Source organism: Singulisphaera sp. GP187 (assembly GCF_900129635.1).
Taxonomy (GTDB): Bacteria; Planctomycetota; Planctomycetia; order Isosphaerales; family Isosphaeraceae; genus Singulisphaera.
Genome location: NZ_FSRB01000001.1, coordinates 4766448 through 4790310 on the forward strand (window position 1 = coordinate 4766448; position 23863 = coordinate 4790310).

Annotated in this window: 14 protein-coding genes; 7 read left to right on the top strand and 7 right to left on the bottom strand. The window is 66.5% G+C overall.

From position 1 onward, the window contains the following. Positions 1-96: 96 nt before the first annotated feature. Together BUS42_RS18410 and BUS42_RS18415 are read left to right on the top strand one after the other, a co-directional pair. Positions 97-1608 carry a S1C family serine protease gene (locus BUS42_RS18410; protein ID WP_074308587.1) on the top strand — a complete coding sequence of 504 codons (1512 nt, stop codon included), beginning with the start codon at positions 97-99 and terminating at the stop codon, positions 1606-1608. A 341-nt stretch (positions 1609-1949) separates the two neighbouring features. After that, complete coding sequence (locus BUS42_RS18415; protein WP_074308589.1) at positions 1950-3362, top strand: inorganic phosphate transporter; 1413 nt, start codon at positions 1950-1952, stop codon at positions 3360-3362. 113 nt (positions 3363-3475) lie between these two features. Here the strand turns inward: BUS42_RS18415 and BUS42_RS42810 are convergent, their stop codons facing one another. The 7 genes from BUS42_RS42810 to guaB form a co-directional block, all read right to left on the bottom strand. After that, the gene (locus BUS42_RS42810) at positions 3476-3664 is read right to left on the bottom strand and encodes a hypothetical protein (protein ID WP_143206363.1); all 189 of its coding nucleotides are present in this window, start codon (positions 3662-3664) and stop codon (positions 3476-3478) included. Between the two features lie 220 nt (positions 3665-3884). Beyond that, positions 3885-4865, bottom strand: a complete 981-nt coding sequence (locus tag BUS42_RS18420) for a DUF1559 domain-containing protein (protein ID WP_074308592.1) — start codon at positions 4863-4865, stop codon at positions 3885-3887. Between the two features lie 1161 nt (positions 4866-6026). After that, positions 6027-6386 carry a hypothetical protein gene (locus BUS42_RS18425; RefSeq protein ID WP_074308594.1) on the bottom strand — a complete coding sequence of 120 codons (360 nt, stop codon included), beginning with the start codon at positions 6384-6386 and terminating at the stop codon, positions 6027-6029. A gap of 309 nt (positions 6387-6695) precedes the next feature. After that, entirely contained in the window at positions 6696-7781 is a 1086-nt protein-coding gene (locus BUS42_RS18430; RefSeq protein WP_074308596.1) for a prenyltransferase/squalene oxidase repeat-containing protein, read from the bottom strand. Further along, positions 7778-12436 (bottom strand): DUF4175 family protein, encoded by a 4659-nt coding sequence (locus tag BUS42_RS18435; protein WP_074308598.1) that lies wholly within the window; start codon positions 12434-12436, stop codon positions 7778-7780. Before BUS42_RS18435 ends, BUS42_RS18430 begins: the two co-directional genes overlap by 4 nt. 196 nt (positions 12437-12632) lie before the next feature. Continuing rightward, positions 12633-14432, bottom strand: a complete 1800-nt coding sequence (locus BUS42_RS18440; RefSeq protein ID WP_074308600.1) for a hypothetical protein — start codon at positions 14430-14432, stop codon at positions 12633-12635. Between the two features lie 328 nt (positions 14433-14760). Continuing rightward, complete coding sequence (guaB, locus tag BUS42_RS18445) at positions 14761-16269, bottom strand: IMP dehydrogenase (protein WP_074308602.1); 1509 nt, start codon at positions 16267-16269, stop codon at positions 14761-14763. A 260-nt stretch (positions 16270-16529) separates the two neighbouring features. Here guaB and BUS42_RS18450 point away from each other — a divergent pair, with 260 nt between their 5' ends. The 5 genes from BUS42_RS18450 (at position 16530) to BUS42_RS18465 (ending at position 23678) form a co-directional block, all read left to right on the top strand. Next, complete coding sequence (locus tag BUS42_RS18450; protein WP_074308604.1) at positions 16530-18131, top strand: lipopolysaccharide biosynthesis protein; 1602 nt, start codon at positions 16530-16532, stop codon at positions 18129-18131. Positions 18132-18345: 214 nt separating this feature from the next. Next, positions 18346-18537, top strand: coding sequence for a hypothetical protein (locus BUS42_RS45190; RefSeq protein ID WP_254053599.1), 192 nt, complete (start codon positions 18346-18348; stop codon positions 18535-18537). Then, entirely contained in the window at positions 18534-19352 is an 819-nt protein-coding gene (locus BUS42_RS18455; RefSeq protein WP_254053600.1) for a threonine ammonia-lyase, read from the top strand. The genes BUS42_RS45190 and BUS42_RS18455 overlap by 4 nt, the downstream gene beginning before the upstream one ends. 660 nt (positions 19353-20012) lie before the next feature. Further along, positions 20013-20603 carry an RNA polymerase sigma factor gene (locus BUS42_RS18460; protein WP_074308606.1) on the top strand — a complete coding sequence of 197 codons (591 nt, stop codon included), beginning with the start codon at positions 20013-20015 and terminating at the stop codon, positions 20601-20603. A 195-nt stretch (positions 20604-20798) separates the two neighbouring features. Next, complete coding sequence (locus BUS42_RS18465; RefSeq protein ID WP_143206364.1) at positions 20799-23678, top strand: thioredoxin family protein; 2880 nt, start codon at positions 20799-20801, stop codon at positions 23676-23678. Positions 23679-23863 lie beyond the last annotated feature (185 nt).

A 23863-nucleotide genomic window follows, 5' to 3' on the forward strand; every position in this document is an offset into this window, starting at 1 on the left:
TTGGCCCCGAATCGTCTCCGACGAACGGCGCTTCGCCCGCTGCGCGGTCGCAACCCAGACACGGAATCCGCAAAAAACAAAGAAGAGCCCCAAGCGATGCACGACAAACGGACTGCCCGGGCCTTACTCGTCGGAACGATGTTACTGCTCTCAGCCCCCTGCTTGGCCCGCGAGGGCGACGCCGAGGAGAGTGCGATCCGCGAGTCGGTCGTGAAGGTCTCGGCGACGATGCGGCCTCCCGATATCGTCAAGCCGTGGACCAAGCAGAGCCCGCGCGACGTCAGCGGCACCGGCGTGATCATTGACGGCAAACGGATCCTGACCAACGCGCATGTCGTCCTCTATGCCAGCCAGTTGTTCGTCGAGTCGCACCAGTCGAGCGACAAGTTGGCCGCCACGGTCGAGGCGATCAGCACCGGCATGGACCTCGCGGTGCTCAAGCTCGAAGACGAGTCGTTCTTCGACAAGCGCCCCCCCTTGACCCGGATCGATGCGCTTCCCGAGGTCAAAGACTCGGTCCTGGTCTACGGCTATCCCCAGGGGGGGACCAGCCTGTCGGTGACCAAGGGGATCGTTTCGCGGATCGAGTTCGCCCCCTACAACGAGCAAGCTGCGGGGGTCCGCATTCAGGTCGACGCGGCGATCAACCCGGGCAACAGCGGGGGACCGGCCCTGGTCGACAACAAGCTCATCGGCCTGATCTTTAGCCGGCTCAACCAGTCGGACAACATCGGCTACATCATCCCGAGCGAAGAGATCGACCTGTTCCTCAAGGATGTCGCCGACGGCAAGTACGACGGCAAGCCGGCGATGCACGACGTGCTGCAAACCTTGGAGAACGAGGCCCTCCGGAGCATGCTCAAGGTCGACAAGAAGACCACGGGCATGGTCGTCCACAAGCCCGACAACGACGAAGCGTCGTACCCGCTCAAAGAGTGGGACCTGATCACCAAGATCGGCGACCAGGAGGTCGACAACGTGGGCATGGTCAAGGTCCGCGACAACCTCCGGCTCCGGTTCCAGTATCTGATCCAGAAGCTCGCCAAGGACGGCAAGGTCCCCCTGACGGTGATCCGAGACGGCAAGCCGACGACCATCGAACTGCCCGTCAGCCCGAAGCACGAGATGCTGATCGAGTCGCTCCGCGGCCACTACCCCCAGTACTTCGTCTTCGGCCCCTTGGTCTTCTCGCCCGTCTCGTCGGAGATTCTCGCCGGACTCGGCGATCGGACCGCCGCGCTCTTCAGCGCCATCGGCAGCCCGATGGCCACGCGACGGGGCGACCGACCCAACTTCGAGGGCGAAGAACTCGTCGTGGTCGCCGCGCCGATGTTTCCGCACCCGACCAGCAAGGGGTATTCAAACCCATTCATGAAAGTGATCAAGGAGGTCAACGGCACCCGCGTCCGCAACATCCGCCACCTCGTCGAGCTCATCCGCGACGCCACCGACAAGTACATCACGATCAGCTTCGACGACCGCGCCTCCGAAACGATCGTCTTCAACCGCGAGGAGGCCCTCCGCGCCACCGAGGACATCCTCAACGACAACGGGCTGCGGCAGCAGGCGTCCGACAACTTGAAGGCCGTCTGGTCCGAGAAAAAATGAGCCGGGAAGAACGGACAACCGATCGCAAACCGACTCCTGAGAAGCTTTCCCCCGGAGAGCCAACACGGTTCCTCGACGAATCTCACTCAGCACGTCCACAGTGACAAAAACTTTCTGCCAGGCGCCACAGGTTCCAACTGGGACCCCGTGGCGTCCAGCGACCGTCCGCGGAAAGCCTTGGCGATTTCGATCGTCCTCCCGTGGGCGCGATAAAATACCATTTGTGCATCCGTCGTTTCCCGGGACTTGGGTTTCTGGGTAGAAACGGTCGCCCCGTCGGGGCTGTAAAATGCGGATCTGACTTTTCTCACCTCCTCTCGAGGTCGCGGATCGGACCGGGCATGATTTTCGCTTTATTCAACGGTTCCGGTTCCCTCAGTGGTGGCTCGCTGGCCTTGCTCATCGTGGCCTTGGCGATCGCCTTGGGGTTTGAGTTCGTCAACGGATTCCACGACACGGCCAACGCCGTCGCCACGGTGATCTACACCAAGTCGCTGAGGCCCTGGCCGGCGGTCCTCTGGTCGGGGTTCTGCAACTTCTGCGGCGTCTACCTGGGCGGGACGGCGGTCGCCTTCAGTATTGTCAACCTCCTGCCGGTCGACCTGCTGATCCGAGCCGGGTCGGGCGCGGGCCTGGCGATGGTACTTGCACTCTTGATCGCGGCGATCCTCTGGAACCTCGGAACCTGGTTCCTGGGGCTGCCGACGTCGAGCTCGCACACCCTGATCGGGGCGATCGTGGGGGTGGGCCTGGCCAACTCCCTGTTGCCCGGCCACGTCTTCGGTGAGGGGGTCAACTGGGACAAGGCGGGCGAGGTCGGGCTCTCGCTCTTGCTCTCTCCTTTGATCGGCTTCTCCCTGTCGGCGGGCCTCTACCTCCTCTTGAAAGCGACGATCCGGAGCCCGGAATTGTACGCGGCTCCCCCCGAAGACCGGCCACCGCCGTTCTGGATCCGCGCCGTCCTGGTTTCCACCTGCACCGGGGTCAGCTTCGCCCACGGTTCCAACGACGGCCAGAAGGGGATCGGGCTGATTATGCTCATCCTGATCGGCGTCGTCCCCGCGCACTACGCCCTCAACCCCGAAACCAGCGCGTCGCAAGTCCAACAGACGGTCGCGGCCGCCGCACAGCTCGAGAGCCTGCTCCGGCAGCGCGAATCGATCCCGGGGGTCTCCGCCTTGCTCGATCGGCTGACCGACCTCCGCGCGACCCTCGAACGGTATCCCACCCTCCGATCGATCCCGGAGGGGGATCGCTGGCGCGTCCGGGCCGACCTGCTGAAACTGAGCAAGGGGCTTGCCACCTTGAAGCGAGCGAAACACTCGGGGATCTCGACCCAGGAATGGAAGGCGGTCGAGCAGTGCCGGGCGGAGATGAAGCTCTTAATCGAGTATTCGCCGACGTGGGTCCTCATGGCCGTGGCCACCGCGCTTGGGGTTGGCACCACGGTGGGTTGGAAGCGGATCGTCCTCACCGTCGGCGAGAAGATCGGCAAGAGCCATCTCACCTACGCTCAAGGTGCCAGCGCGGAGCTCGTGGCAATGAGCACGATCGGCCTGGCCGACCTCGGTGGCCTCCCCGTCAGCACGACCCACGTCCTCTCCTCGGGCGTCGCCGGCACGATGGCCGCAAGCGGGTCGGGCCTGCAAGGCAGAACCGTCCGCAACATCGCCCTGGCCTGGCTCCTGACCCTGCCGGTGTCCATGCTGCTCGCGGGAGGCCTCTATCTCGTGTTCCGCCTGGCGGTCGTCTAAGCCAAACCGGTGGCGGTAGACTTCCTCGTTCTGCCAACCCTCGATCCGAAGTGAGTGGCCGCGGTCACCTGCCACCGCGGCCACCCAGAAATTACGGCGGGACGACCTCGGCCTTATTTCTGAGGAGACTTCGCCCGCGCTGCGTCGGCGGCCGCGCCGCTGGGCGGGCCGGTATCGACGGCAGCCGGGGAGGCTGCCGGCGCGGCCGGAGCCGGGGCCGGTTCGCTATTGCAACCGAGGAGCGCGGAGCCAGCTAGCAAGAACAGGGCAAGCGACGAGCGAATTCGAGACGGCGTAATCATGACATGTTCCCTGGGGGGTCGAGAGCTTACTCAGTTTCCTGATCTGACATGAGATCGTAGCCAATGCGAACCGCCGGTGCGACAGAAAGACGGCCAAAGTCCCTCGAAGGAATCTGCTTCCTCCGAGGGACTCCAGGCCTTGCTCCCGAGGGCGATGGCAATCGCGATGGCCCGCGACTCGCAACGACCGAATTCGTGATCGGCGAGCGTCTCAGACGACTCAATAGGAGTCGGAACTCAGCACTTCGCTGCCGCTCGGGGTGCTCAAGGCACGCCAAACGTTAAGATTGACACTGTCCTTGACGAACCGGGCGCTCCCGTCGCCAAAGACGAGATTGACCCCACCCGAATGCCGACTTCGCGCGGCGTTGAACTTGGGCTCGTTTGTATTGCACGGCGGGTTCCCTGGAATCACGGTGGGCGGGGCGCAGTAGGCGAGTTGGTCGGGAATCTTGGAGTTGGGCGTCGTGTACGCCATGAACATCGCGCAATTGTAGTCATCATTAAAGATGTCACCGCGATGATCGTAGTTCAGGTTTTCGTTGACACCGATGATGACTTCACCCACCAGAATCGTGTTGCTCGTGCCGTCGAGCATCTCCCGGAGCGACGTCGACATGTTCCCCTTGAACGGAGCGCTACTGAAGGTCACCGGACCGGCGGGCACATTGGTGGTCCAAGGGTTCGGGCCGGCGGTGCCTCGCCCCGCCTCGTTCTGCCAGTAGTGCGAGTTGCCCCAATTCGCGGCCATGTTGGCCTTCCGCCGCCGGTACCGCAGTGTCGGTTCCTGGATGGTCCCCGCCCCGGGATCGCTCGGGCATTGCCAGATCGAAAGGGTCGTCATCAGGGCGGTGGTCTGCTCCCACTCATAGAAGGGGAGGCTAAAGTTGATCGCGTTGTAGAGCGCCCCTTGTTCGAAGAAGGGCAAGATCATGAAGCCCCAAGTCCGCCGATTATCGTTCGGCGACACGGTCGAATAAGTGTACCCACTCCCCATTCGGCCGATCGGAAAGGCCCCCGCGGTATCATGATAGTTATGCATCGCGATGCCCATCTGCTTGAAATTATTAATGCATTGGGCACGCCGTGCCGCTTCCCGCGCCGCTTGCACGGCTGGCAATAGCAACGCGATCAGGACCGCGATAATCGCAATGACGACCAGCAATTCGATCAAGGTGAATGCACGCCGCCGAGTGGACATGAGATTGCTCCTCAGTTACGAAGACCGATTCGTAAAAGTGCGACTTGCAGCGAATGTCCAGTGAAGCGTTCGACGGCCGGGTCGCAACGAATGCCCCCTTATCCGAGCGATGCTTCCCATCGGGGTGTCTTGCAATCGCAGGGTTTGTCCTCCTCTCCGTCGGTGATCCTTCCGGTCGGGAATCCGTCACCGAAGCTCGATGGGCAACCCGCAGCCTCACATGTCGACGGGTGCGACTCAAGCCCCTCAAACCCACTCACACCGATCCCCCCGCCGGGTCACCCTCTCAGACCGCCAAAGGCCATACCGCCTAATCGCACCAGATCGTACAGCCGACGAATCGGCGGAATCAGCGGTCAAATTCCCAAGGAATTCGTTAGCCACCGAAACCGAATTCATTCATTCAACGAGCTATATAAGGCATGACAACTTCTCTTTGAAGCATCGTACAACAGGCGGGTTTCCGTCAAGGAAAAAATCAGGAGTCGCAAATATTCCCAAAACCAGGATACGAGTGAATGTCTCGCAGTGATCATCACATCACGTAGCCATGCAGCAAGACACACGTGGGGATGGCGGGAGTCGTCTCAAATCCATGGCCCCTTCCCCCACCGCGCCACCAAGCGGTGCGATCACCGTCTCCGCACCGCACAAGCCGTGCTGGGAGCAACCGCGAGAGCGGTTCCGCTTCGAGTGGCTCAGATCATGGTGCCCAACCCCCGGACAACAGGCGTTCCGTGGGCTCAGGCCGTCCGCTCGGCGACGGTTTTTTTCTGAGAAGCTCTTGGGGCTCCGCCCCCTGGCACCAGGCTATTTAGACCACGAATCTTCAAACTCACTATCAAGCACAAGTTCCACACACACAACTACGTTATCAATTGCGTGCCGTACCCGCTCTCCATTGCTATCTTCGATTCTCTCGTTGTTTCACGCGGATTTGGTGTTGCGGAAGTCCGCAAGAGTCAGGCCCGCACTTGCGGACCATCCGTCATGGGTCATCATCGCGGGCAAGACCTCCGACGAGGCCGCAATCGAAGCGGGTCCGCAAGATCGGCCTCTGCGGGACTCGTCGGAGCAACGATGACGTCAAGGCCGTTCACACCGAAGAGAGGAAAAGCGGGTTCGGCAATGCGTTACGTGGGAAGTGGACACCGTACCGACTCAGATGCCAATACCGGACAGCACGTCGATCAGCCGAAGGACGATGTCGGTCGCCACCGGCGCCTTCGTCTCCGCTTTGATGACCGCTTGCTCGAGCCGTTCCTTGGCCGCTTCGATCAGACCGGGTTCGTGCTGGTCGCTCACCGCGCGGACCAACTGGGCGGTGCTCTGGGCGAGAGCTTCCGTCTGAGGCTCAGGCGGGTGCAGCGCCGCGGTCAGATCCCCCAGGAGGTCGGCCGCCTCCGTCCTGACTTCCGGCTCCAGATGCTCCGCCTCGCGCAGCCGGCGTGCGAGTTCCTCAATATCCTTCGCGACCGGAAGGTCGGATGACTCCTCGCCCTTCGACGGTTGGTCCTGCATGGCTTGAGACTCCTTTTGAGGAGGCGACGCGAGTCGGTAGACCCGCAAGCGCAATGCTACAGCGGCGCAAGTCATCCCACCAGGGGCCGGCTCCAGGCCGGGATGCCGATCGCACGCAACCTCCCCCTTGGCTTCGCCTCGAAGCGAGTGGGGGCCGTGCTCATTTCGACAGCCCCCCGTCTTGCCCCTGATTCACGCGGAGACGCGGAGGGGTGGGAGAGGTTGCCAGCCGACCCCCCCCACAATCGTCATTATCGCAACTGTCGATCATTATCAGTTCTCCTTCCTCCGCGTCTCGGCGTGATTTACCTATCTCTGATAAATCGGCAAATACCGATACTCTACCGCCAGGGCGAGCACCGCCATCGCCGTGCAGTAGTTCCGGCCGCCGGAGCGGTCGTTGCCGTCGGCGGAGAGCCAACTGCCGTCGCGGTCTTGATGTTCCAGGAGGATCGCGACGAGCTTGGGGTAGTAGGCGAGGAAGTACTTGTCACCCATCTGGAACATCGCTTGCGAACAGTAATAGACTTCGTAGAAGAAGTAGGAGCCGGACCAACGCGGGGGGTGGCCGAGCAGGTACTCGGCACCTGCGACGGCTTCGGGGGTTTGGTGCTCGCCGCAGATTTCCAGGGCGAGGATGCCGGTGCCGGTCCTCGGGTTGTTCGGGCCGCCACCGGGTTGGTAGCCGAAGCCCCCTTCGCGGCTGGCGCACCGTTTGAGGTAGTCGATCGCTCGGTCGATGTTTTCGGAGGGGACGGCGCAGCCGGCGGACTTGGCGGCGCGAAGGGCCATGACCTGCCAACCGCTCACGCTCAGGTCGCTGTCCCGGCTGGTTGGCTGATAGCGCCAGCCGCCGCTGTTCTCCGGGTTCTTGGCCAGGTTCTGCGCCAGCAGGATCAGCTTGACGGCACGGCCGAGGGCCTCGCGGGCCCGGTCGGCCATGGGGGCGTCGGCGGTCATACCAACGACTTCGGCAAGCATTAACGTGCTGATGCCATGGCAGTACATCGGGCCGTGGCTCGTGTTCGAGACTAGTAGGCCGTTGGAACGCTGGTGGTCGAGGACGTAGACGATCCCCTTCTCGACCGACTCGCGATACGGGCCGGGCGCGCCCGGGACGTGACCGGCGGAGAGGAACGCCATCACCGCGAGTGAAGTGACCGAGGTGGCCCGGCCGAACCCGCCCGACTCCCACGAGCCATCCGGCTTCTGCGCCGACTGCAAATAATCCAAGGCGCGGTGCACGGCCGCGTCGGCCGCAGGCGAGGCGGGCCGTGGGGTCGTGCCCCCGCCGGGCACGTCCTGCGCGGCGAGCGCGGTCGGGTAACCGAGCGTGAGGACGAAAACAATCAAGGCCATGGAAACGGCGGCAGTGCGGAACGAGAACCCGATCATGGCCGTGGCGCATCGCCGGTGGCGATCTCCTGGAAGTAGAGCTGGATGAGCCGGGCGTAGTCGTCGCGATAGCGGCTCTGGGACATCTGGAGGATCTCGGTGCGGAGGTGGCCGGGGAGCTCGCCCCAGGCGCGGCCGGTCTTGCTCTGGATCAAGGCCTTGAGCTCGCTCAGGTCGAGACTCCCAGGCGCGGCGACCGCCCCTTTGGGGTCGCGGTTCCGACCTTGAGGCCCCCCCGGCCCCGGCTCGCCCTGACCCGCGAGCGCGGATTCAGCCGGACCCGGTTCTTCTCCCTGACCTTGGCCTTGACCTTGACGCGAAGCGGCCTGGTTGGCGGCGGCGTTCAGGTCCTGGGCGGCCTGGTTCAAGGTCTGCTGAGCGGCCTGGGCGGCTTGCCGACCCTCTGGGGCAGGGTTACGGGCCTGGTCGAGCTGGCGGGCGGCCTGGCGCATCGCCTCGCGAGCCGCGTCGAGGGGGCCGTGCGGACCGGCTTGGCCGGGGGTGGGCGGGGCCTCGGCCGGGCGGTCGGCGCGGAGCGAGGCGGCGAGGTCTTCGGCCTGCTGGGCGCCGCGCTCCACGATCTCGGCGGCCCGACGCTGGGAGTCGCGGGCGGCGGCGGACTGGCCCTTGGCGAGTTGATCGACCCCTTGGTCCATGGCACGCGGGGCCTGCTCGCCGAGGAGCTGGGCAGCCTCGTGCGCCGGGCCATGAGCGCGAGGGCTGAGTGGACGGGCCCGCTCACCAAGCCCCGTCAGTTCGCGACCGAGAGCGGCGGCCTCCTGGCTCAACACCTGCTGCGGCTCGGCCCGCTCGCCCAGGATCGTTTGCAGCCGCTCGCGGAGCAAGCGTTCCCGGCGCGCCAGTTGGCTCGCCGCCTCGGCCTGCTTCGCGCCGATCTCGAGCTCCCGATCGACCGGGGCCGCGGCAACTTCCGGCTGCGCGGGGAGGCCTGGCGCACTCATCGCCTGTCGACCGCCGAGCCGGTCGGCCAGGGCCCGGACGGCTTCAACCGCCCCGGCAACGGCCTCGCGTGGACTGTGGCTCGGGTCGGGGTCAGCCAGAGCCAGGGCGGCCTGCTCCGCCTGGCGGACGGCCTCGGCCTGTGCGAGCGGGGCGTCGGGGGCGGGCAAGGCCCGGAGCGCCGTCGCAATCCGCCGCTGGTCGGCGGCCTCAACGGCGCGGTCGACCGGCGGGTTGGTCCGCTCCTGGAGGGCACGCTGGTCGTCGGCCAGCTCGGCGGCCAGGTCGTCGGCGGGGACACGTCCCTGGATCTTTTGCTGAAGCCGATCGAGGGCCGTGCGCGCCTCGAGCTGAGCTGCGGGTAAAGCCGCTCGCAAGGCCTCTCGTGCCGCCAAGGGGGACGAAGCGTCCTTCGGGTCGGCGACTTGCTTGAGGGCCTCGGCCAGGGCTCGTGCACTCCGGGCCGCGCGGTCACGTTGGGGTTCGTGACGAGGTTCGGATTCGAGTGTCCCCTTGGCCAGCGCGTCGGCGACCTTGGCCTGGATCGGGGCGAGCGCGGTCAGGCGGTTGGCCAGGTCTTCGGCGGCCCGGTTCGGGTCGTGAGGGCGGCCGGGATGAGGGGCCGTCTCGCGGAGGTGGCGTTCGAGGTCACGGGCCACCCCTTCGCTCCGGCGACGGGCCTCGTCGACCTGGCGGCGGGCCGGCTCCTGGCGGCGCGAGGCGTCGGGCAAGAGGTCGGCCAGGCGTCTGAGGTCGCGTCGTGCCGCATTCTGACGCTCCTCGATGTCGCGCGGTGCCAGGGTCTTGAGCGCCTCGACGGCCCTGGCCGTGCTCTGGAATGCCGCGAGCGCCGCATCCACGGGGAATCGCTTCGCGGCCTCAGAGCCGGGGGCTGCGTCCGCGGGGCCTTGGATCGTCTCGGCCAGGCGGGCGATCTCCGCCTGTCGCACCAGCAACGGGGCGAGGCGGTTCGCGAGCGCGTTCTTCTCCTCGGCCGTCGGCTCGCCCTGGGCCGGTTTGTGCTCGCGAATCGCTTCGGCGACTTGACTGCCGAGCGCGTCCTGACGGCGGGCCAGGCGCTGGGCCAGGGCCTGCGAATCGCCCGGGATGTCCTCAAGGTCGCGGGCGAGCCGGCGGAGCTCGCTCTCCGCATGCTCGAGCCGCTGGCGGGCCTGATCGAGGTCGCCGCGTTCGATCGGCTCGGCGGCCTGGTGGACCGGATCGGTATTCAAGCGCCCTCGACCGCTCTCCGCGAGCGCGGGGTCCACCTCGAGTGCCAGGCGGCGGGCGTCGTCCTCAAGCGCGCGCTGGGCCTCGGCCAGCGCCTTCAGCTCCTTGCCCTGGGCCGAGAGATCGGTGGCGCGACGGGCCTCGTCACGCTGGCGAGCGGCAAGGTCACGGGCGCGGCGGGCGAGCGTCTCGGCTTCGGCGGCCTGGGCCGCGAGGACGTCGGCGCGGAGGGCGGGCGAGTTCTTGAGAAGCGTCTCGAGGTCCTTCTCGACGGCGGCCTGCTCGGTCTGGAGCCGGTCGAGCTGGCTGCGGTCGGCGGCCTTGTCGGCCGCCTGATCGGCGAGGGCCGCCTCGCGGCTGGCCAGGTCGCGGAGCTGCCGCAACTCGGCCTCGCCGCGGGCCAAAGCGTCAAACTGACGCTGGAGGTCGTCGAGCCGAGTCGAGACGGCGGCGAGCCGGGAGTCGGCCTGGCGGAGGTCGTTCAGACGGCGCGTGGGGTCGGCCTGCCCCCCGGCCTGTTCGAGCATCGCGCGGCTGGCCTCGGCCTCAACCTCGGCAACCTGCCGGGTCGGGCGGGCGAGGAGACCGAACCGCGAGTCGGCGGCAAGCTCGCGGGCCAGAAGCTGGAGCCGGTCGCTCACGCCCCTGGCCTCAGCCTCGCGCCGGGTGAGGGCCTGCTGGCGATCGCGATCCCACTGGCCATTGCCGCGCAGAACAGCGTCGGCGGCGTAGCGGAGTTGCTCGGTCTCCTTGCGGTTCTCGGCGTTCGCCGCCTTCAACGCATCGATCTTCGCCTGAAACGCCTCGCGTTCAGCCCGGGCCTGCCTCGCCTGCAACGACTCGACCTGCGCGACGATCGCCAAGGTCCCGGCCGGCAACCAGACGACGTTCGGACCGCGCGGGGCGGGACGGTTATCGGCCACTCGAACGCGATACGACAGGGTATCCCCGGGCCTCAGCCCGAGCGGCCCGAAGCTCAGGGACGCCTCGCCGCGAGCCGACCGCGTTCCCAGGCCCTTCACGGCCGCGGCGACACAGCCAGGCCCTCCCCCTTCGGCCACGGCGGTCGGCTCGGCTCCCCCGCGCTGGATTGCATAATGAAGCTCGACCGAGGCCACCGCGACGTCGTCACGGGCCGCGACGGCCAGGCGCAACGTATCCCCCGCGCTGGCCTCCGTCATCGGAGCCGGTCCTGCCGGGACGGCGACCACCGGAGGGGCGTCGGCCCGAACGACCAGTCGGCGCAACGGTTCGACCGAACCGGCCAAGTCCTCCTCGTCCCGGAGCGCGAGCGTGTACGGTCCGGACTCCTCGGCGATCAGCGTCGCCAAGGCCCGCTTCCGGTCGGGTCCGAGCACCGCCGCGACCGGCTTCAGCCGCTTCGGCCAGCCGACTTCGACCGCACGGACCGGCCGGCTGGCCGAAATGCCCAAGAGGATCCGGCTCCCTTCCCAGGCCTCGATCCGCCCCGGATCGCGTGCCAGGGCGGGCGGCAAGCCAGTGTACGCGGGCGGCTCGACCCGCGCCTCGACCGCCACGACCGCCGGCGGCTCGATCGCCTTGATCCGAAACGTTCGGCTGACGGCCGATCCACTGACGATCCGGTAGCGTAACGAGCCGGCCAGCCTCGGCAGCGTCACCGAGAACGCACGAGTCCCCACGGGCGAACGTGAGCCGAGCGTCTCCGGCATCGCGACCCGGCGCGGGGTCCGCTTGCCCTTGCCCTCGTCGGTCCACTCGAGCCAGGCGCTGGCGGACGCCGGGTCTTGACCGTAGCGCGGGTGAACTTGGGCCGAGACCACCAAGTCAGCCCCGAGCGCGGCCGAGCCGTCGCCCGGCGCAACGGTCAGCACATAACGGCCCACCCGATCGAGGTCGGCCCAAGGGGCGACGAACCGCCGGGCCAGGGCGGCAAACGGGTCGGGCCAGATCAGGCCAGGCGCAACCACCAAGGCCAACATCAGCCCCCCCAGGGCCAGCCGCCTTGTCGAACCACGGAGCGCGACCAGACGCGAAGGATCCATCACCCCGGCGTAGGCCGAAGCTGAGCCGGCGAGGGCGGCGACCAACTCAGGTGAACCGTTCAGGCGACCGGAACGACCGAGCAAGCCGACCACCGCGCTCAGCCGCTCGCCGAGACTCGGCTCGGCACGCTCGGCGATCGCGGCCAATTCCAGGTGATCCGCCTTGCGGACCAGAGGACCGACGACGCGTGAAACGAACAGGAATCCGACCGCGACCAGCCAGCCGCCCCAGATTCCCCAACGGACCGCCAGCGGCAAGACCAGCATGAAGTCGGCCGTCATCCCAAGGGCCGCGCCGAGGGCGGCGACGAAGGCGGTGATTCCGAGTCCCCGGAACACCGCCCCAGCGCGGAGCCGACGGTCGAGTTGACCGAGGAGGCGGCGGATCGGGTCAGGTAAGTGAGGCGGCGTCGATCGCGTTGGGGGCCTGACCTGAGCCATCGCGGGGAACCCCTTCGGTAAGGGTCATCTGGCGGGGGACGGCGACGCGCCGACGAGGCCTTGATGAATCCAGGGTACGGCCAGGCCCCGCAATGGGCAACCGCTCCCTTTTTTCGGTCATGACCGCGCAGCGAAACACCCCCGGAGCGATCGATCCGGGGGTGTTTCGGGTTTCATTCACGTGACCGTTTGGGGATCAATACCGCTTGCCGTGCAAGGGGGGGCCGACGCCGGTCAGAGGAAGGTAGTAGGTGTCGGACGGAATCCGATCACCGGGGCGGTAGTAGCCCAGGTCGTACTCAGGCTCCCAGGGCGGGTCCATGATGAGGTTGTAGGGCAGGAGAGCGATCTGAGCGGCGAAGAGCCCGATCGAGGCGATCGGCTGGAAGATCTGATTGCGCTGGATCGACTGCTTCGGGTCGTCCACCGGGTACGAGAGGAAGCGCCCGGCCGGGCCGACGGCCTGCTCGACGCTCTGCCCGTAGCGCTCGAGAGCGGCATCCTGGAAGTAGAGCGGCATGTGGCAGACGGCGGACGCCGACCAGTACTTACGATTCGGTTCCCACTCGCGCTTGGCCAGCGGAACAAACTCATCGGGGACCGGGATCGCACGGATCGGCCGGGCCTCAGTCGGGCTGGGAGCCCGAGAGATTTCGAGCCGGGGCGCGGGGAGTCCCGAAGACGTCGTCAACGATCGCGCATCGCCGATGTTCGGCGTGCTGCCGGGAATGATCCGGTCGGGGGCCGCTTTGGCGCGGAGGTCATCCTCCTGCTTTTGCGCGATCCGCTCGACTTCCCGCTGCAGTTCCGGGCTCAGGGTCGAAGGGACATTGGCGGACCGTTCGGGAATGAAACTATCGGGCGACACGCTCCGGGGCTGGACCTGGTCAGCGCCTCGCCCCATGCTTTCCGCAGCCAACGGCGGGGGCGATTCCTCGCTCACAGCGGGAGCGGGCCGCGACGACGGAGGCTCGGTCGCCTCGGGACGAGCCGCAACTCGGGGAGCCGGAGGCTCGGGCAATGATTCCGGCAGATCGGGAGCCGTCCCGGGTAGTTCGGCCGGAGCCGTTGTCTCGGGAACCGGAACCGGAGCCGGAGCCGGGGCTTCCGTCGCCAACGGGGCAGGCGGCTCGGACGCCAACGGGGCCGGGGCTTCCGTCGCCAACGGGGCCGGGGCTTCCGAAACCAGCGGGGCCGGCATCGAAGGGGTTTCCGGCACCGGTGTCGGTGTGGGAGCCGGCGGCTCGGCGGCGGGCGGCTCGGACGCGTTGTTCGACAGCGGCGGCAGTGGCGTCGGGTTGAGATCCAAGGGGGCCAGCTCATTCGCCGAGGGGGCGGCGGCCGGAATCCGCGCCGGAGCCGGCTCGGCGAGGGGTGAGGTCGTCCCTCCCCGGGCCAGGGTCATCGCCGTGTCTTGAGCCGGCGACGCGGTCAAGGGGTCAGCGGTCGCCGTGCCGCGGGGCAGCGGCGGCAGGCTGGCCTCGGACGAAGCGACCGCGAGCGGCGGCAGGCCGGTGAGGGTCGCGGAAGTCGGCTTCACGGCGGGGCTGGTGCCGCTGGTGAGCTGGATCGTTTCCGCGGCCGCAGCCGGGGCGACCGGCTTCGTCGACTTGGCCAAGGCGAACGCCCCTGGACGTCGGATCGGCCCGCGCCCGGCATAGGAACGGCTGGCGGAGCCGTCGCCCGCCTCGCGCATTCCGCGACGAGCGTTGTCGATGCCCTGAATCAGCGCCTGACGCTCGGAGGGGTTCAACTCCGCCTTGCGCTGTTCCGCCTCGCGGAAGAAGTTCAAGGCGCGTTCATACTCCTGATATTTCAGGTAGTCCCACCCGTTACGAAGCAGGTAACGCGCCCCGCGCGACGTCGTCATGCCGGGTATGGAGGCGGTGGACGTCCCCAGTCCGCTGTCGGGCGGAGTCTGCTGGGCCATAAGCGTTGTGGCCGACAAGGCAGTCCCAAGGACCGCCGCCGTCAATGCCGAGGTTTTGCGACGCAAGCCACGCCTCCTTGCTGGCTGAGACGGGCCGCTCGGCTCCCAAGAGCCGACAGCCCGAGACGCTACCATTTACCGTTCGCGACCGAAAAATAAAGAGAGTCAGAATCCACTGTCACTGAGCCGAAGGACTTTGTCCTTCAATCAGACAGCCAGAAGCCCAACCTTCCTCGATCGGGACGGCGAATGGAAAAAATCGGCCGGGTGAACTCCGTTCACCTGAGTCTTCGTCGGGCGGGTTACTCCCGCCCGACGCGTTTGAGAGTTGAACTCAAGCAAGCCGAATCAAGATGTGAAAAATTCGCAGAATGTCGAGAGCAAATCGATCCGATCAGACCGACCCGCGACCCGACTCGTTTTCGTTGCTGAAGCTGGAGTAATTGGGCGCTTCTTGGGTAATGACGATGTCATGGGGGTGCCCCTCCAAGACCGAGGCGCCGGTGACCTGAATGAATCGGGACTTGGTCCGCAGTTCCTCGATGGTTCGGGTTCCGCAATACCCCATCCCCGCCCGCAGGCCGCCGATGAGCTGAAAGACATAGTCGGCCAGTGGCCCCTTGTACGGAACGCGTCCCTCGACCCCTTCGGGGACGAGTTTCTGGGGCGACCCGCTCTTGCCGTCGGACGACCGCGAGGACGCCTCTTGGCGGTAGCGTTCGTGGGAGCCTTTGGCCATGGCGCCGATCGATCCCATCCCGCGATAGGTCTTAAAGCTCCGGCCGCGGTAGATGATCGTGTCGCCGGGGCTTTCGGCCAGTCCCGCGAAGAGCCCGCCAATCATGACACTGTGCGCTCCGGCGGCAAGGGCCTTGGTGATATCGCCGGAGTAGCGGATCCCGCCGTCGGCAATGATCGGCACCCGTCCGGCCGCGGCCTTGGCTGCCTGGTAGACGGCGGTGATCTGCGGCACGCCAACCCCCGAGACAACCCGCGTGGTGCAGATCGAACCCGGCCCGATGCCCACCTTCACGGCGTCGGCTCCCGCCTCGATCAAGTCCCGCGTTCCCTCGGCGGTGGCCACATTCCCGGCGATCACCTCGATCGTAAAGTCCCGTTTGATCCGTCTCACGGTCTCGATCACGTTGAGGCTATGACCATGCGCGGAATCCACGATCAAGACGTCGACGTCGGCCTCGAGCAACGAGTTGATCCGCTCGAAGTCGTTCACCCCCACCGCGGCGCCCACACAGAGCCGGCCCCGCTGGTCCTTGCATGCATGGGGGTAGCGATGAAGCTTGTCGATATCCTTGATCGTGATCATTCCCTTCAGCCGGTATTCATCGTCAACCAGCAGAAGTTTCTCCACCTTATTTTTCGTCAAAATCCGATCGGCCTCTTCCAGGCTGGTATCGGCGGGGGCGGTGACGAGGTTCTCCTTGGTCATCACCTCCTCGATCCGCAGCTCGTTCGACTCCAGGAACCGGAGGTCGCGGCGGGTGAGGATGCCCCGCAGTTGGCCGTTGACGGTGATCGGCACACCCGAGATGTTGTGCCCCTGCATGATCTCGCGAGCCTGACCCACCGTGGCGTTCGGGGGAAGCGTGATCGGATCAACGATGATCCCATTCTCCGAGCGCTTCACCTTGTCGACCTCGCGGGTCTGTTCTTCAATCGACATGTTCTTGTGGATGACGCCGAGCCCCCCCTCCTGGGCCAGCGCGATCGACAACTCGGCTTCGGTCACCGAATCCATCGGGGCTGACAGAATGGGGATGTTCAGGGCGATCTTGGCGGTCAACTGAGTCTTGGTATCGACTTGTCGAGGGAGCAGTTCAGAGTAGCCAGGTTCAAGCAAAACGTCGTCGAAGGTGATGCCTTGATAGGCGATGCGCTCTTGCATCGGGAAAAGCCTCCGAGCCCGGTAATGAGTATCTGGCCCGACCGGTTGCGGCGTCGGATCGGGTTCAGGGTGCCTTTCCTTACCCATTACAACCGCCATGACGATCTCTGGCAAGGTCAACCGGCGGATGATCTGTACAGTCGGCCTCGGTTTCCCCCCTTGGCACGCGGTCACCATTTGGCCTTTGGCTACCTTGGAGGGGTGGCTATGATGAGTCGCGGATCAGGGATCGAACAAACGCTGCAACCAGGACGGAACGCGTGACCACAACTTTCGCCACGCCCCCCCCCAATTCGCCACCGCTCCCTCCCGTTCTCGGCCGGCTGCTGAGCGGGACCTTCTGGCTGGCGCTGCGGACTCCGCTTCAGGCGATCTTCGTCCTTTGGAGCACGCGGCTGACGCTCCAGGTCATCGGCCCCGACCAGTGGGGGGCCTACAATTTCGCCTGGGGGTTCGGGTTCCTCCAGTTCCTGCTGGAGTTCGGGATCAGCTCGGCGCTCCAGCAGCAGATCTCGTCGCGCTGGACCAAGGGCGATCGCGACGGGGTCAACCGCTCGATCGCCTGCGGGATGTCGTTCTACGCGGCCATGGCCGTGGTTCAGGCCGCCGTCCTGCTCAGCCTGGCCTACTGGCCCTACCTGGCCGAGCGGTTCCAGGGGAATTCGTATCGCCTGATCGTCAAGCTGCTCTGGCTCCAGGCGCTCACGGCCCCTTGCTACGGGCTCTCGATGGTCATCACGAGCGTGCTGCAAGCCGCGCGGCGATATGACTTCATTCCTCGATACGAGGTCGCGATCGTCATCCTTCGGTTCGCGATCCTCTGGTTCGGCCTGAACGCCGGGGTCGACTTCTTCTTGGTCATCGTGACGCAAACACTGGTTTCGATCGGGCTGGCCATGGGCCCCGCGATCTGGGTCATGGTCCATGAGCTCGGACACATCCCCCATTTCCGGGGGGCCCGACGCGACGACTACAAAGCACTTTTACACATCAGTTTCTACATGTTCCTGATTCAACTGAGCGTGGTACTGGCCGATAAGATCGACACCACGATGTTGGGCTTGGCCCTGCCCGATCAGCCGGCGCTAGGGGTCTCGGTCTACGGTGTCGTCAGTAAGCCGTTCAGCCAGATCCGCCAGGTCGGCTGGATGCTCGCTTCCCTCGTGATGCCGGCGGTCGCCAGCCTGGCGGCGGCGCGTGATGATCGCGGGCTCGACCGAATCAAGTACGACGCTCCCCGGCTGCACCTAGGCATCCTCCTCCCGGTCGCTCTCCTGGCCTGGGTCTACGCCGGCCCCTTCTTGACGCTCTGGGTGAGCGACGATCTCGGCTACGACGGCGCTCAGGTGGCCCCGCTGATGCGCCTTTTCCTGATCGCGACGCTCCCGCTCTTGCTGGCCGTCCACGCCCAGATGGCGATCGGCATGAATAAAATCGCAGTGATCGCGATCGCCGCACTGGCCGGTTCACTGTTCAACCTGCCGATCAGCTACTTCTTGACCCGCCAGCTCGGGGTTGCCGGAGTGATCTGGGGGACCGTGCTGACGACCGTCTTCTCGAACTTCCTGATCCCGGGCATCTACATCTTCCGGGTCCTGGACATCCGCTGGAAGACCTACCTGACCCGGACCCTGGCCCCGCCGCTGGCCGGAGCGGCCTCCCTGATCGCCGTGACCTGGATTTGCCGAACCTGGTTTCCGATCGTGCTCCAGGGAAGAACGCCCCTGGCCCAGTCGCCCCCGCTGCTGGCCCACCTGACCATCGGCTCGCTGGCCTACATCGCCGGCTACCTGGTCGTTCCCAAGGGACGCGAAGACCTCGAGATCATCTTCCGGAGATTCCGCAAGCAGGCCCCGGCGTAACCGCCTTGGGTCAGGCAGTTGACGCTCGCCCATCAAGGCGAGCGGGGAGCGTCAGTTCCCTGTCTTCGGGCAGAACGAAACCGAAGGAAGCTCCCTCGCTCCGGAGCGAGCGAAAGTGAAGTGGGTGGATGGACAAGCCTTACTCACCCGACAAAAACAAAAACGATCGACCCGCCGCCGGCCCCACCGGCCCGTGCCCCCTCGGGAGCCTGTCATGCCCGTCCGAATCGTCGCGATTGATGATGTCCACGCCGCGGAGCATGTCATTCGTGAGCATGTCTCACCGGCCCCGTTAATCCGATCCTATGCCCTCGAGCGCGAGCTCGGCCTGGCGCCTGATCGCCGAGTCTGGCTCAAGGACTTCGGCTCGACTCCGTCCGGCTCCTTCAAGCTCCTGGGGCGTTGAACTGGCTCGCCAACAACCTCGAACGGATCGGCGATCGCCCTGTCGCGGCCCATTCGTCAGGCAACTTTGCCTCGGGAATCGCGTTCGCGGGAATGCGGTTCGCCAAACGCGTGATCGTCGTCATGCCGGAAACCGCCCCCCAGGTGAAGTTCCAGCTCACGCGATCCTTCGGCGCGGAGGTCCGCACCTACGACATCGCCCGCGATCACCTGACCGGCGAACGCGACCGGTTAACCCGAGAGATCGCCGAGGGGGAAGGCGCTATTCAGGCCTCTCCGTATGACGATCCCCATGTGATCGCCGGCAACGGCGTGGGGGCTCTGGAGATCGTCCGCGACCTCAAGCGCGAGGGACGCAGCGTCTCCCACTTCTTCTGTCCGGTCAGCGGCGGAGGCCTGATGGCCGGCCAGGCGATCGCGATCGCCGACGGGTTCCCGCACGCCCGGATCATTGGAGCCGAACCCGCCGGCGCCGATGACTTCCGCCAATCGCTCGCCGCCGGATCACGACAGCGGATCGAGCGGCCGACCAGCATCTGCGACGGGCTCCTCTCGTATGATGTCGGAGAACACAACTGGCCGATCCTCAAGCAGCTCGTGAACCAGGCCGTGGCCATCCCGGACCCGGCCACGCAACAAGCCATGCGTTGGGTCTACGAGCGGCATGGCCTCCGCACCGAACCCTCCGGAGCGATTACCATCGCGGCCCTGCTCGGCAAGCAGGTCGACCTCAGCGGCGACGGCGATCTCGTCGTCGTGATCAGCGGACGAAATGTTGATGACGACACGTTTCGGACCTGGATCACCGCGGCCTGATCGATCCCTTGGTTCCTCCGAATTCGCTCGCCCATAAAATCAAAAAAAAGGAGTCTGTCGCAAGGAAACCGGGCCGCCTGTCTGCCCCGGAGGCCGAAATTCGCGGGAGAAACTCGTTCCCACGCTCTGCGGCCGCACCCGCCGGGGAAGACGACGCGGAGCGTCGCGGACGGCATTCCCACGCAGAGCGTGGGAACGAGATTCCGGTATCCTTGCGACAGTCTCAAAAAACAAAGCATCAATCGAACACATGTTTATTTATACATTTAAATATCAACCATTCATAGCCAAGGGCGCAAGCCCACTCAATCACAAACAAATCAAATCAAATCACAATACAATTTCTCATAATCGCAGTAACGATCTAAAAACCTGGCAGCCCGTCGACATGGCCGCACGCATCGCGATGTCGACTCCGGCGGCCTTCGTCGAGCCATCGAAGCCCGTACGAATCCGCTCGGCGCCCGCCCGCGTTTGATCCTGGCATGGAAGCGGCCGTCGTCGCTCGGCAAGGCCCGGAACAACGGTCGGGCCACGGCGTCACCGGGCCCGGCCGTGGGGCGGGCGTTCCTCGATTTCGAGAAAAGCGGAATACTCGGCCCCGGTCGTTAGACTACTCACTTGGAGAGGACACGGTACGGCATTTGGAGGCGAGGACCTGTGGCCAGCGATCGAGGCAGGTCCGCCCTCCGATCGATTCTCGCGCGGTTCGACGCGGGGACGGTCGGTGGGCTGGCTGACGGGCAGCTCCTGGAGCGATTCGCGATGCGCGACGGCGAGGCCGCCGAGCTGGCGTTCGCCGCCTTGGTGGGGCGGCACGGGCCGATGGTCCTGCGCGTCTGCCGGGGCGTGCTCCGCGACGGGCACGACGCCGAGGATGCCTTCCAGGCCACCTTCCTCGTCCTGGCCCGCAAGGCGGGATCGATCCGGCAACGGGATTCGCTGGCCCCCTGGCTCCACGGCGTGGCCTACCACATCGCCAGCACCGCCCGGTCGGCCGCCGCGCGACGTCGCTCGCACGAGATCAGGGCGGGTCAGGTGAGGCCTCAAGCCGCGGCCGAACCGACCCCGGATGACCTCGAGACGGTGGTCCACGAAGAGCTTGCCCGGCTTCCCGGGTCCTATCGCGCGGCGGTCGTGCTCTGCTGCCTGGAGGGCCTGACCCAGCAGCAGGCGGCGCAGCACCTGGGCTGGCCGCTCGGGACGGTCCAGAGCCGGCTGGCCCGCGGCCGGGAACGGCTTCGTGCCTGACTGTCGCGACGCGGCCTGGCCCCCTCGGCCGCCCCCGCATTGGCTCGGCTCTCCGACGGGCCGGCACCGGCGGTGCCAGCCGCGCTCGCAGACTCCACAGCCCGGATCGCATCGGCGTCAGTTGCGGCTCGGGTATTGGCGACGGGGACGATCCCCGTCGCGGTCATCACTCTGGCAGAAGGGGCTCTGAGGACCATGGTCCTGAATCGGTGGAAGACGACTTGCGTGGCCGCCCTGTTCGCGGCCGGCGTGCTCGCGGCCGGTGCGACCGTCGTCGCCTATCAAAACGACGGCCCGGTCCCGACCGATGTGGCGGCTGAGCCGGGGCCGACGGCCGTCTCGCCCTCTCCCCCCGACCTGGTGACCGTGAATGGCACGGTCCTCATGCCAGATGGCGCGCCGGCGGCGGGGGCCATTGTGAAATCGGTCGCCGAACGCGATGAAGCGGCCGTCGCCCGGACGGACGCCTCCGGCCGGTTCCAGCTCCGGGGTGGCTTCGACAACGGCGGCCTGCTGCACGTCCGCTCGGAGGACGGAGATCATCAGACGACTCTGGCGGTGCCGTCCCTCGCCGTTCGTACCGCCTTCGCCGCCCCGATCGAACTGAAACTCACGCCTGCGCTCACCCAGATCGTCGCCGTCGAGGCGGCCGGCCGGCCGGTGGCCGGGGCCCACGTCGTGGCCATGGGGCTCGGTTACAAGGTCTACGGCGTCACCGGTCGCAATGGCCTCGCCCGGCTCCAACTCCCCGCCCGAGGGAACCTCCAGGAGCTGGTCGCCTGGCACCCGGAGTCGGGCGTGAACGGCTTGCAGGATACGGAGAACGGCCTCCCACGCGGCACGACCCGCCTGTCGCTCCTCCCACCCCGGCCGCACCGCGTTCGTGCGGTCGACCCGGGCGGCAAGCCGATCGCCGGCCTGGTCCTCACCATCAGCGTGAAGACCGAGAATTCGAACTGGATCCTCATGGGAGCGCTCCCGGTGGGCCGGGTACGCACGGATGCCGACGGCACGGCGACCCTCCCCTGGGTGCCCAGGGAAAGGTTGGAATACGTGGATATCAAAGTCCTCGGCTCCGACTGGAAGATCGACGAGACCGACCTGACCCGGATCGCCGAGGGCATCACCACGATCCACGCCCGGCCCGAGAGGAGCGTCGAGGGGCATCTCGTCATGCCCGAGGGGGCCAGCGCCGAGGGCATCCTGATCACCGGATTCGGCTTCGGCCCGGCGAACCAGGGCGTCAGCCCGAGCGCCCGCGCGCGGCGCGACGGTACGTTCACGCTCCGGGTCCCCTCGGATCACGCCTTCGTGCTCGGCGTCTCCGATCTCAAGTGGGCCAGCGACCCCTGGTCGGGCGTGATCGTCGGCAGGGATGGGTGGGAGCCCTCCGAGATCACCTTGAATGTCTATCCCGCGACGCCCCTGACGGTCCGCGTGACGCGCGGGCCCCGGCGCGATCCGGTCGCCGATGCCTGGGTGCATCTGACGAGCCGCGGGAAAGTCACATGGACCGACGCCCAGGGCAAGAAGCGGACGGGAGACTCTGGCGCCCGGGCCTGGATGACGACCGACGCCGAGGGCCTGGTACGGGCGGGCGTGGGCCGGGGCGAACAACAATTGCGTCTGAGCTCGGGCCGCTGGAGCGAGGAGCGGGAGGTCAAGGTGACCTCGGGCGAGCCGGCCGAGGTCGAGTTCCATCGCCCGTGGCAGGGCGAGCGCCTGGTCAAGTTCAGGCTGATGCGCGACGGGGCCCGATACGAGCCCTCCCCCACGCTCGTGGCCCGCGCCTGGACGCCGCAGTCGCCCTACCTCCCGCTCCAGTTCGATCCCAGGGCCCGCCCCGATGGCACGTTCGAGGTCGCCTTCGACGCCGGGTCCCTCTCGCTCTATTTCCTCGATCGCGCGAAGCAGCGGGGCGGGTTTGCGCGGATCGGCCTCGAGGACGCGCCCGTCGATGTGATCATGGAGACGACGGCCTCCTACGGCGGGACCCTCCTGGACGAGCAGGGGCAGCCCCTCGCGGACCGCACGTTGAAACTGGTCGTGAAGACATCCCCCTACGAGGCGGTCGCCCCCCAACGGACCGACAAGGCGGGGCGGTTCCGGTTCGCGGTCGTCCCCGCCGGTGTGCCGCTCGAGTTAACGATCCGGAATGAGGGGGATGGCGCGAAATATTTCCTTTTCGACCGCGATCGCCTGTTCCGACCTGACGAAGTCCGGGAGAACGACCGCGTCACGCCGCATCGGCGGGACGCCCCGTCCCCAATCGCGCACCCGCCGATCCCCCTGGCCGAGCGTGTCGAAAAGCTCTGCCGTGACGCCGGGCCGAGCGGAATGCACGCGCTGGTCTTGCTCCAGGGCGACGATTCCCAGGACGTGGTCACGCTGGCGGATCGATTGCTGGGCGAGGACCGGGTCAAGGCCGTATATAGCTACCTGACGTTGCGCCTGGACGCCGGCCGGCTCAAGGCCGAGGCGGCCGTCGTCGCCGATCGCGGCTGGCCCAGGCCCGGCCCCGGCGAGGTCGTGCTCGTCGCATTGAACGGCGATCAGGCGACGATCGCGGCCAGTCGCGTGGCGGCGGGCGAGAGGGACGCCGCCTTCGGCTTCGGCAAGGACTTCCTCGAGCGGCACCGGCCACCCGTCCGCAATGCCCGGGCCTTGCTGGCCGAGGCCCGCACCGCGGCGAAAGAGAGCGGCCGACGCGTGTGGGTCGTTCAGGGCGGGCCGCGTTGCGGGCCCTGCTTCCGCCTGGCCCGCTGGATGGCCGATCACCACACGACTCTGGAGAAGGACTACGTGATCGTCAAGCTGATGGAGGGCGTCGACGACCATGTCGAGGAGGTCATCGCCAAGTTCCCCGTGAAGCCCGGAGACGGCGTCCCCTGGTTCGCCATCACCGAACCCGACGGGAGTCTCCTGGCAACGAGCGAAAGCCCGCTGGGCAACATCGGCTTTCCGGACTCGGTGGAGGGCGTCCGCCACCTCCGCCAGATGCTCGATCGGTCGACCCGGAAACTCACGTCCGACGAGCTGGACTCGCTGATGAAGTCGCTCTCGCCGCAACCGTGAGTGGGGTGGTGCATCCGGCAAGCCTGCGTGTCGAGGGCGGCTCGGTCCTGCTCCTCCGGGCTTGGCCGGAGGGCCTCCACGAACCAACCCGACGCGTCAGCAACGGCGAACGCCGCTGGGATTGTCTCAGGGAGAACGGTCGCCCCTCCGGGCTGCAAGCGATACACGTCACTTCTCGGCCGTAC

Excerpts from the sequence above, each read along its gene's own strand:
- BUS42_RS18410 (WP_074308587.1), top strand. The coding sequence starts at position 97 with ATGCACGACAAACGGACTGCCCGGGCCTTACTCGTCGGAACGATGTTA.
- BUS42_RS18415 (WP_074308589.1), top strand. The coding sequence starts at position 1,950 with ATGATTTTCGCTTTATTCAACGGTTCCGGTTCCCTCAGTGGTGGCTCG.
- BUS42_RS42810 (WP_143206363.1), bottom strand. The coding sequence starts at position 3,664 with ATGATTACGCCGTCTCGAATTCGCTCGTCGCTTGCCCTGTTCTTGCTA.
- BUS42_RS18420 (WP_074308592.1), bottom strand. The coding sequence starts at position 4,865 with ATGTCCACTCGGCGGCGTGCATTCACCTTGATCGAATTGCTGGTCGTC.
- BUS42_RS18425 (WP_074308594.1), bottom strand. The coding sequence starts at position 6,386 with ATGCAGGACCAACCGTCGAAGGGCGAGGAGTCATCCGACCTTCCGGTC.
- BUS42_RS18430 (WP_074308596.1), bottom strand. The coding sequence starts at position 7,781 with ATGATCGGGTTCTCGTTCCGCACTGCCGCCGTTTCCATGGCCTTGATT.
- BUS42_RS18435 (WP_074308598.1), bottom strand. The coding sequence starts at position 12,436 with ATGGCTCAGGTCAGGCCCCCAACGCGATCGACGCCGCCTCACTTACCT.
- guaB (WP_074308602.1), bottom strand. The coding sequence starts at position 16,269 with ATGCAAGAGCGCATCGCCTATCAAGGCATCACCTTCGACGACGTTTTG.
- BUS42_RS45190 (WP_254053599.1), top strand. The coding sequence starts at position 18,346 with ATGCCCGTCCGAATCGTCGCGATTGATGATGTCCACGCCGCGGAGCAT.
- BUS42_RS18465 (WP_143206364.1), top strand. The coding sequence starts at position 20,799 with ATGGTCCTGAATCGGTGGAAGACGACTTGCGTGGCCGCCCTGTTCGCG.